11 protein-coding genes and 1 tRNA gene are annotated in these 10,270 nt (G+C 32.6%); 9 read left to right on the forward strand and 3 right to left on the reverse strand.

Annotation, left to right across the window (positions count from 1 at the left end; all coding sequences use genetic code 11):
* Nucleotides 1-61: 61 nt before the first annotated feature.
* Nucleotides 62-973 (reverse strand): TIGR01777 family oxidoreductase, encoded by a 912-nt coding sequence (locus DVK85_RS00400; RefSeq protein ID WP_114676537.1) that lies wholly within the window; start codon nt 971-973, stop codon nt 62-64.
* A 93-nt stretch (nt 974-1,066) separates the two neighbouring features.
* The gene (locus tag DVK85_RS00405) at nt 1,067-1,519 is read right to left on the reverse strand and encodes a DUF4442 domain-containing protein (protein WP_114676538.1); all 453 of its coding nucleotides are present in this window, start codon (nt 1,517-1,519) and stop codon (nt 1,067-1,069) included.
* 158 nt (nt 1,520-1,677) lie between these two features.
* Here DVK85_RS00405 and DVK85_RS00410 point away from each other — a divergent pair, with 158 nt between their 5' ends.
* The 6 genes from DVK85_RS00410 (at nt 1,678) to DVK85_RS00435 (ending at nt 6,860) form a co-directional block, all read left to right on the forward strand.
* A complete protein-coding gene (locus DVK85_RS00410; RefSeq protein ID WP_114676539.1) occupies nt 1,678-2,130 on the forward strand; it encodes a DUF4870 domain-containing protein in 453 nt (150 codons plus the stop codon).
* 84 nt (nt 2,131-2,214) lie between these two features.
* The gene (locus tag DVK85_RS00415) at nt 2,215-2,964 is read left to right on the forward strand and encodes a GIN domain-containing protein (RefSeq protein WP_114676540.1); all 750 of its coding nucleotides are present in this window, start codon (nt 2,215-2,217) and stop codon (nt 2,962-2,964) included.
* Between the two features lie 61 nt (nt 2,965-3,025).
* Complete coding sequence (locus DVK85_RS00420; protein ID WP_114678945.1) at nt 3,026-3,358, forward strand: PadR family transcriptional regulator; 333 nt, start codon at nt 3,026-3,028, stop codon at nt 3,356-3,358.
* Nucleotides 3,359-3,360: 2 nt separating this feature from the next.
* Nucleotides 3,361-5,127 carry a PspC domain-containing protein gene (locus DVK85_RS00425; protein WP_114676541.1) on the forward strand — a complete coding sequence of 589 codons (1,767 nt, stop codon included), beginning with the start codon at nt 3,361-3,363 and terminating at the stop codon, nt 5,125-5,127.
* Between the two features lie 26 nt (nt 5,128-5,153).
* Complete coding sequence (locus DVK85_RS00430) at nt 5,154-5,912, forward strand: head GIN domain-containing protein (protein WP_114676542.1); 759 nt, start codon at nt 5,154-5,156, stop codon at nt 5,910-5,912.
* Nucleotides 5,913-6,029: 117 nt separating this feature from the next.
* Nucleotides 6,030-6,860, forward strand: coding sequence for a GIN domain-containing protein (locus DVK85_RS00435; RefSeq protein WP_114676543.1), 831 nt, complete (start codon nt 6,030-6,032; stop codon nt 6,858-6,860).
* Between the two features lie 68 nt (nt 6,861-6,928).
* Here DVK85_RS00435 and trxB read toward each other — a convergent pair whose 3' ends face one another.
* On the reverse strand, nt 6,929-7,885 hold the full coding sequence (trxB, locus tag DVK85_RS00440; protein WP_114676544.1) for a thioredoxin-disulfide reductase: 957 nt from the start codon (nt 7,883-7,885) through the stop codon (nt 6,929-6,931).
* A gap of 176 nt (nt 7,886-8,061) precedes the next feature.
* On the opposite strand from trxB, the gene DVK85_RS00445 reads away from it, so the two are divergent.
* The 3 genes from DVK85_RS00445 to DVK85_RS00455 all read left to right on the forward strand — a co-directional run bounded on the left by DVK85_RS00445 (nt 8,062) and on the right by DVK85_RS00455 (nt 10,268).
* Nucleotides 8,062-8,136 (forward strand) — tRNA-Pro (locus DVK85_RS00445).
* A 314-nt stretch (nt 8,137-8,450) separates the two neighbouring features.
* Nucleotides 8,451-9,293, forward strand: a complete 843-nt coding sequence (locus tag DVK85_RS00450; RefSeq protein ID WP_240339580.1) for a DUF5694 domain-containing protein — start codon at nt 8,451-8,453, stop codon at nt 9,291-9,293.
* 240 nt (nt 9,294-9,533) lie between these two features.
* Nucleotides 9,534-10,268 (forward strand): DUF434 domain-containing protein, encoded by a 735-nt coding sequence (locus DVK85_RS00455; protein WP_114676545.1) that lies wholly within the window; start codon nt 9,534-9,536, stop codon nt 10,266-10,268.
* Nucleotides 10,269-10,270 lie beyond the last annotated feature (2 nt).

Genomic DNA, 10,270 nt, shown 5'->3' on the forward strand with positions numbered 1-10,270 from the left:
TAAAAAACAAGGAAATATTTTGCAGTAAAAATACTGCTAAACATCATGAAAAAACACCTATTTAATCCTTTTTTAAAGCTTGTCGTACTGCTTTTTCTAGAGAAAGATATTCGAATTGATAGCCTTCGCTTATTACTTTTTTTGCGCTGACATTCTGACTGCTAAGTAATATTATATGCATTTTACCAAGTATAAGCTGAAGCATAAATTTTGGCACGTTGGGCAAAAAGTAAGGAGTATCGAGTACTCTTGCAATAGTTTTCATTAACTCATTATTTGTAACAGGATAAGGCGCAACAGCGTTATACACACCATTTAACTCTTTTTCTAGCACGAGCATGTACATATTTACTAAATCGTGTATATGTATCCATGACTGCATTTGTTTTCCGCTACCAAGTGCCGCACCAAGCCCATATTTTACAGGTCTTGCCATTTCTATAAGTGCACCTCCTTTACCCGAAAGCACTATACCTGTTCGCATTTTGGCAACTTTAATCCCTAATGTTGTTATTTCACCTACAGCTTGTTCCCATTTTTCGACTACACGACCCAAAAAAGAATTATCGACCTCAGTATCCGATTCAGAGTAAACTTTATCTAAACTATCTGGATATATACCTATAGCAGAAGCCGCTATAAAGTGAGTTACTGTATTTTCTTTCTTTTTAAGTAAATCATATAAAATTTTTGTAGATAACACTCGGCTTTCTACTATTTCCTGTCTGTATGCTTTAGTCCATCGTTTAGCAACCGAAGCACCAGCTAGATGTATAATGGCATCTACATCATTTATACAATTATCATCTATAACTCCGCTTGCAGGATTCCAGTAATAGCCTTGGTATTCTTGCTTACTTTGAATTTTACTTTTCGAAGTAGTAAGATAATTAATATGAATATCGTTTTTAAGCAACAGTGATACCAATTCGGTACCAACAAGTCCCGTAGCTCCTGTGATTAAAACTCTCATAAATTATTTTTATACAAAGATAAGACCACTAAATTACAATTAGTTATCAAAAAAAATGTTTAACTATTGTTTGTGATTTGTTTTAATTATAGCCTATTTAGCTTTTATACTCCACTCAAATTCCATTTGCGATACTTGGTCGCCTTTCTCATCAACACCTATAGATGTCATCCAAAAGGTTTGCCCCTCACCTGTAGCAATTGCTTTTTGTATGGCTTCTTCTAGTTTGTGACCATCATTACAAGTAAAAGTAATGCGCCCTGTGGCTTTTTTAGTAAAATTACCTTTATTATTGGCTACTAACATCGATATTTTTTTTCCGCTTTTTTTTATTTGATACATTACGAGTGCACCTGTAGTAAGCTCGGCAGCCATAGCCTGTACTGCAAAATACATTGATTTAAAAGGATTTTGATTAAACCACTTGTGCTTTACTGTAACAACGCATTTTCTAGTAGTAATTTGCTTTACCCTTACCCCACTCCAGTAAGCCGAGGGAAGTTTAAAAAAGAGAAATGTATTTAATTTTGATGGTGTAAATTCCATAAAGCATCTGATTTTACTGCTAATATAAGCATATTACACCAATTTCTCTCATAATTTCAATTTGTTAAAATTATGTTAATATTTAGTACTTTGTATTGCATAATACCTTTTTTAGAACATATATTTGCATAGAATATTAATAGCCAATATAATATACTATGGTAACAACAGCAGATAAGAACGCAGCAACATTAATGCAAATCAGTGCATTATCGCAATATTTTATTCCATTTGGCAACTTGATTTTCCCTACTTTATTATGGAGTTTAGAAAAGAAAGAGTCTGAATTTATAGATGAGAGTGGAAAACAAGCTATAAATTTTCAGTTGAGCCTACTACTTTATTTTATGCTATTATTAATAATCTCTATACCTGCTATAGTATATAGTGTTCTTGATGGTGTAAGCTTAACGCTGGGAAGTGAAAAAGACTGGGTCATAGAACAGTTTACAGCAGGAAAAATAACAAGTATAGTAGCAATAGCTGTAGTAACAGTACTACTTTTTGCAGCATTAAAAGTAATGGAGTTCTTTCTTATAGTATATGCAGCCGTAAAAAACAGTAATGGAGAAGTATATAATTTTCCTTTAACTATAAAATTTATAAAATAATCAGTTAATCAATCGCCTATTATAGGCAAGTTCAATCATCAATCAAATTAATCATCATCAATCATCAATCAAAAACGAACAATTATGAAAACAATGTTATTTATGGCTGTATTAGCCTTTACAGGAGTAAGTGCATCAGCCCAAAATGAAGAAACAAGAAACGTGAAAAACTTTACTAACATCGAGGTTCAAAATGGTATCGAGGTAATTTTTACCCACAGCGATACAGAGTTGGTAAGTGTAACTTCTTCAGAGAAAGACAACTTAAATTATGTAGTTACAAAATGTAAAGGAAAGGTGCTTAAAGTTTACATTAATGAAGAGGCAGAGAATGCAACATCTAAAGTTTCAGAAAAAATAATAGTCTATATTTCTGACAATAACACCTCGGCTATAACAGCTTCATCTGGTGCTGTAGTAAAGGTTTCAAACCAAATTAATGTTCCCCAGCTTACGGTAATACTAAAAACAGGAGCTACATTTTCTGGAAAAATAAATACTACCGAAAAATGTACTATTAAAGCATATTCGGGCTCAGGATTTAAGGGTAGTATTATAACAGGTAAACTTAAAACAGATATTACAGAGGGTGCTTATGTACAGTTAAATGGGCATGCCGAAAAAGCATCAGTATTTTGTAGTGGTGGTACACTAGCAGCAGATAAATTTAATTGCGATAATGTAGAGATATGGGCAAGACGAATGTCGGCTATAGCTATAAATGTAGAAGACAGTATTAAAATAGATACAGATAAAACATCTGCAGTTACTTATTTTGGACATCCTGATGAAATATACTTTGGAGATGATACCTTTGCTTTAAGAAAAAACTAAAACAGTGGTTATGGAAACAGCCACTTACAGATATAATGAAACGATAGTAAATATAAAGCCTATGAATATTGAGAACACAAAGGCACAGATGCGTAAAGGGGTTTTAGAGTTTTGCATCCTCTCGGTACTTAAAGAGAAGGACGCTTATACATCAGAAATATTAGATACCCTTAAAAACGCTAAACTGCTTGTAGTAGAAGGTACCGTTTACCCACTACTAACAAGATTGAAAAACGACGGATTACTCAGTTATCGCTGGGAAGAATCGACATCAGGACCACCAAGAAAATATTATGGACTTACTGATGAAGGAAAAGAATTTTTAAAAGAATTGAGTATAACCTGGACGGAGCTTTCCGATGCAGTAAATATCATAACTATCCAAAAAGCATAGCCATGAACAAAACAGTAAGTATAAATTTAGGAGGTCTTTTCTTTCATATAGATGAGAATGCCTATCAAAAATTAAATCACTATTTTGATGCTATAAGAAGCTCTCTATTACCTGATGGTAAAGATGAGATAATGAATGACATCGAAAGCAGGATTGCAGAGCTTTTAATAGAGAAGCTTAAAAATGATAAGCAAGTAGTGGGTATGCGTGAAGTAGAAGAAGTTATCGAAGTAATGGGGCAACCTGAAGATTACAGGTTAGATGATGACGGTACTACAGAAAAAGCTGAAAAAGATAATGACTATTATGTGCCTCCAGGATATAGTTCAAAGCGTACTCGAAAATTTTTTAGAGATGGCGAAAAGTCTATAATTAGCGGTGTTTGTGCTGGTATTGCTCATTATTTTAGAATCGACCCATTATGGGTTAGAATTATTTTCATCCTATCGTTATTTATATCATTTGGTACTAGTGTTATTATTTATATAATACTATCTATACTAATACCTAAGGCAATAACTACTACTGAAAAGCTTGAAATGACAGGCGACCCTATAAACATATCGAACATTGAACGTAAGGTGCGTGAGGAATTTGATGCATTAGGCAAAAAAATAAAAAATGTAGATTATGACAAATTAGGTGCTAATGCAAAATCAGGAGCAGAAAATTTGGGAAACGGTTTCGAAAAAGTTTTGATGGGTATTTTTAAAGGCTTCTCTAAACTAATAGGTGCATTAATTACTATATTCTCTGCTTTATCATTAGTAGGTCTTGTTATAGCATTTTTTACTATGCTATTTACCTCTTCTATGCAAACATCATTATTTTACCCGTATGCTGATGGAGTTAATTATACCGATTTACCTATATGGTTAGCAGGTTTGTTTGGTCTTTTAGCCGTAGGAATACCATTGTTCTGCTTATTATTACTTGGTCTTAAAATTTTGATAGAAAATCTAAGATCTATAGGAAGCTTAGCAAAATATACTTTACTAGCACTATGGATTACTTCTATAGCGGGTATTGTTTACATAAGTATATCTGTAGGAAATGAAATTAGCCATGAAGGCAAAACCTTTGTTAGAGAAGATATAAATATTACTAAAAACGATACTCTTAATTTAAAATTTAAGTATAATAATTACTTTGATAAGTCATGGCATAGTGGAGATGGCTTCCGTATTACCCAAGACATAGAAGGTAATGACATTATATACTCTAACGATGTTAGACTGTATGTAATGAAAACAGATGAAGCAGAACCTTACCTACAAGTAGAAAAAATATCATTAGGCAAGTCTATATCTGAAGCAAGAAAAAGAGCCGAATTTATAAACTATAATTTTCAGATAGAAGGTAATAATCTAGTTCTTGATAATTACCTTACTACAGAGACTAGCCAAAAATATAGAAATCAAAGTATTGAGATTTTTCTTTACCTACCAGAAGGTATTCACTTTAAACCAGACAGTAGTGTAAAACATTATGATGCTACAAGAAACTCATTCTTTGACCTTTGGTATGACTCTGAAAACATTTATCGTATGGATAAAAACAAGGTAGAATGTATTACTTGTAATGAGAATGAAGAAGAAACAGAAGAAATAAAAGAAACAGAAAGAGTAAAAATAGAAGTACATGGTCAATTAGAAATACCTAAACAAATAGAAGAGGCTATAAGAATAGAACGTACTGAAAAACGAGAGAAGCCTGAAAAGCCTGAAAAGCCAGAGAAACGTGAAAAGCCTGAAAAATTTAACTTATAGGAGTTATTAATCAAAAAAAGATAATCATGATAAAAATTATAGTTCATGTAGCCAAAATAATAATTACCTTAATAACCTCTCTACTATTAAGCTCATGTATATTTAGTGATAAAAGTGGTAATAGCGGCGTTTTTTATGAGAAAGTTAAAGGTACTGGTAATGTAGTAACGCAAGACCGCGATATTACCCAAAATTTCACTTACATAGCTGCTAGCAATGATCTTGAGGTAATAATAGAACAAAGTAATCAAACAAGTGTAGCTGTAGAAAGTGATGAAAATTTACAAGAGCATATAAAAACAGAAGTAAAAGACAATGAATTAAAAATTTATACCGATGCTAGTATAACTAATGCCAGTATAAAAAAAATAATAGTGCGTATGCCCATAATAAAAGGTATATCCTCTTCTAGTAGTGCGTCAATAACAACTAATATGACTCTAAAAGCAGAGACACTTAATCTTTCTTCTAGTAGTGGTAGTAGCATAAATATTACTATAGATACTAAAAATGTTACTTGTGAAGCTAGTAGTGGCAGCGAAATTGTGGTGTCTGGTAACACCAACCAGCTTACAACAGATACATCTAGCGGAAGCTCATTAAATGCAAAAGAGCTTACTGCTGAAAATGTTATAGCAGAAGCGTCTAGCGGCAGTAGTACAAGTGTTAATCCGCAAGAAAGTCTTGACGCAGAAGCCTCGAGTGGAGGTAGTATTAAATATATAAATACTCCCAAACGTCTTGATAGAGATACATCCTCTGGAGGGAGTGTTTATAAAGGCTAAAAATTACCCTTATAACATGCCTTGCCAAAACAGCATATATTCTAATAACAAAAAACATCAGCATACGCTGGTGTTTTTTTATATATTTGCGACATCCGACACCCAAAAACATATATAATGAAGAATGTATTTATAGTACTACTCGCAATACTTTGTTCTACAGCAACACTCGCGCAGAAAAAAGAAAGAATAAAAGGCTCTAAAACCGTAACAGTTACCCAGAAAGAAGTAGGTGCGTTTGACAACCTAGAGATAGAAGATAATTTTGAAGTTTTTTTAGTAAAAGGTGATGTAGAAGCACTAGAAGTAGATGCTGATGATAACTTGCATGAAATAGTTGCTGCTGAAATGTATGGTAGCACATTAAGAATAACAACTACTAAAAATGTAACTAACTCTAAAAAACTAAGCGTAAGGATTACTTATACTGAGAAGCTAACAAATATTACCGCCAAACATGAGGTAGTACTTAATGCACTTACAAGCCTAGAACTTGATAATATTACTGTAAAAAATTTAGACTACTCAAAATCGTACCTCAACGTAAAATCTAAAAACTTTAGTTTAATAATGGATGATAAAACCAAAGCTGAAGTAAACATACAAGCAGATAGTACTGCTATTATACTTAGTAAAAATGCCGACTTAAAAGCACTAGTAGTTACAAAAGATGCTAAAATAGATTTATACCAAAAAGCTGCTGCTGATATAGAAGGTGATGCTACAAAAGCAAAAATACGTCTTGATAATAACGCTGAGTTAGATAGTAAAAAATTCACAATAAAATCGCTAGATATTTTAGCAGAAGGATACAGTAATTGTAATGTACTGGCAACTGAAACTATAAGTATCTCGGCAAGTGGAAAAACAGAAATTCAGCTATACGGAACACCGAAAATAGAAATAAAGTCTTTTACCGAAAATGCAACCTTATATAAAAAAGACTAAATAACCTTAAGTCATAAAAAAAGCAGTACCAAATTGGTACTGCTTTTTTTTATAGTTTAAGTTAGCTATTAATGATCGCCAAGCGTTGTTAAATAACGCTCTGCATCAAGTGCAGACATACAGCCTGATCCTGCTGCTGTAATAGCTTGTCTGTAATCTTTATCTTGAACATCACCACATGCAAAAACACCTGGTATATTAGTTTTGGTTGTTTTTCCTGTTGTAAATAAATACCCTGTTTCATCCATATCTAGTTGCCCTTTAAAGATATCGGTATTAGGCTTATGCCCTATCGCAATAAATAATCCTGTTATAGCAATCTCTGATTTTTCATTGGTCTGATTATTTACAACTCTAAGTCCTTCTACCACTTGCTCGCCAAGTACTTCATCAACCTCACTGTTATAAAGTACCGTAAGGTTTGGTGTGTTTTCTACACGGTGTTGCATTGCTTTAGATGCTCTCATATAATCTTTACGTACTAGCATAGTAACACTTTTACAAATGTTAGCCAAATATGTTGCTTCTTCGGCAGCAGTATCTCCTGCCCCTACTATAGCTACATCTTGCCCTTTGTAAAAGAAACCATCACAAACAGCACATGCCGAAACACCACCACCTCTAAGGCGTTGCTCACTTGGTAAACCAAGATATTTGGCTGTTGCACCTGTTGCAATTATTACTGTATGGGCATGTACTTCTTTATTATTATCTATAATAACCTTATGCCACCCACCTACTTCTTTACTAAACTCAACCTTGGTAGCCATACCAATGCGCACTTGTGTACCAAAACGTTCTGCTTGTTGCTGTAAATGCAACATCATTGTAGGACCATCAATACCTTCAGGGTATCCAGGAAAGTTATCAACTTCGGTTGTAGTAGTCAGTTGTCCTCCAGGCTCCATTCCTGTATACATTACAGGTTTCATATCTGCTCTAGCAGCATATATTGCTGCTGTATAACCAGCAGGACCAGAGCCTATAATAAGGCATTTAATTTTTTCTATAGTTGTATCAGACATAGTATTTTGTTGCTAATGTTTGTATTACTGCAAATGTAAGTTTTTAATTAAATAAGACCTACCCAAAAGTATCAGTTTTGATTATCTGTAAATAAAATAATGCTATTGTTTTGTAAAATAAATATTAATAGTATATTTGCACCCTCGTTACAACAGCAATATAATTGTAATGTATTCGGGGTGTAGCGTAGCCCGGTCATCGCGCCTGCTTTGGGAGCAGGAGGTCGCAGGTTCGAATCCTGCCACCCCGACAAAAGCTGAACACTTAGTGTTCAGCTTTTTTTGTTTTTAGATTGTTCATACAATACTATAGAAGAACGGTATGTAAGATCTAAAAAAAAATTATACCACGATACCTCCTTAAAAAGTTAATTTTATTTCAACAAAAAATTTACTGTGATAAAACATACAGAATAGCCACAAAAAATGTAATAATTTCAAACAATAAGATTACATTTATCTTTAGCTTTCAAAATGCTTATTAGAGATTTTTTCTATAAACTCAACTTTATCTATAGTTATATTTTAGAGCGATACATTTTGATGAAAATTTAAAAACTATAAAATGAACAAATTTAATTTACTTTTTATTACGGTATTACTTGTAATAGGCTGTAATACCAAGACACAGAAAATGCCAGTGTCCAAAAATAATATCGTTACTGAAGATGCTAATTCTTCTAAAATCAAGGTGTTTAATTTTGGGACTTTTCATATGGCTGGTACCTCCGATGCTCATAAAACAGAGTTTGATGAAAATGATGTAAAAAGTAAATCTGAGACATACGAAATTGCAAAAATGATTGCCAAATTTAAGCCTACAGTAATATGTGTCGAAAGAGAACCTTCAGAAAACGAAAACATGAATAAAGATTATCAGTTGTTTTTAAACAATGATAAGCACTTGCCAAATTACCCTGGAGAGATAGGTCTAATTGCATATCAAGTAGGTAAACTTACTAATGTAAAAAAAATCTACTGCATTGATGAACAAGAAACCGCACAATACAACTATAATATTACTAATGAGCTTGAAAACCCTATTGATAGTATTACTTCTAAAATGTACCTAAAACATACTTTTGCTAACTTAGCCGAAACAGATAAACTATCTACTCTAGAAAAACTAAGAAGCTTTAACACACAAGAATTTTATGATTTATCTATCAATCTAAATGCTGATATTCTTTCATATACGGCTACCAAAAATCATTTTGAAGGAGCCGATGAAGCTGCTAAGTTTTACAGAAGAAATCTTAGAATATACTCAAATCTCAACCAAATACCATTATCTAAAAATGATAGGGTTTTTATTATAATGGGTACTGCACATGCTGCTTTTTTAAATGAATTTTTAAAACGAAGTCCTAAATATGAAACCGTTAATGTGTTAGACTATCTTAAATAATTTAATATAAAATTTAGAACTAATTTTATTAGCTTTTTATTGTTTAGTTATACAAAACATACCTATTGGTAATCTAAATATCAAATTAATATTCTTAGTTAACGGCTACACTCAGTTTTACCCAAAAGCTTTCTAACTACAATACTGATAATGAATTATTAAAAAGAGACAAAGAAAAATTACTCGAAAGTTTAGCCCCATAAAGTAACTTATTAGAAGTTTGAAAAAACATCCTAGACTATGGAAGATAAATCTCCAAAAACTGGAAAAAACAGAGGTAAAAGTTCTGAAGATGAAAAAGCATTTGGTACGCTAAAAGAACAAAATAAGCTACAAGAAGGACTGATAGACATGCACTACTTATTAAGTAGAGATTATCCTGCAAAATCTTCACTAGCATTAGTTGGCAATCGATACCGACTTACTAAACGACAGTTACTTGCGCTACAAGGTATGTCGTGTTCAGAAAGTGATATTCAAAATAGAAAGCAGAAAGAATTAACTCCTCCCGAATTAAAAAACAAGACAATTTACTTAGATGGTTTTAATATCTTAATACTATTAGAAACAGTATTATCTGGAGGTTTTGTTTTTAAAGGACTTGATGAATGTTACCGCGATGTATCATCAGTACATGGTACATACAGGAAAGTAAACCAAACAGAAGAAGTCTTACAGTTAGTTGGAAAAACACTCGAAAAATTAGAGATCAAAAAAGTAGTCTGGGTTTTTGACACCCCAGTTTCCAATAGTGGTAAACTAAAAACATTGGCTTACGAATTAGCTGAAAAGTATCATTTTTCATGGGATACCTATCTGGAGTATAATCCTGATAAATTTCTAGTGCAAGGGAATAAGTTAATATGCAGTTCGGATGCATGGATATTAAATGAGTGCTCACAATGGTTTAACCTAGGAGCTTATATCATAAATAATATATACCCTGAAAGTAAATCTTCTAATATTATTATATAAGT

Origin of the sequence: Flavobacterium arcticum (assembly GCF_003344925.1) — a bacterium.
Lineage (GTDB): Bacteria > Bacteroidota > Bacteroidia > Flavobacteriales > Flavobacteriaceae > Flavobacterium > Flavobacterium arcticum.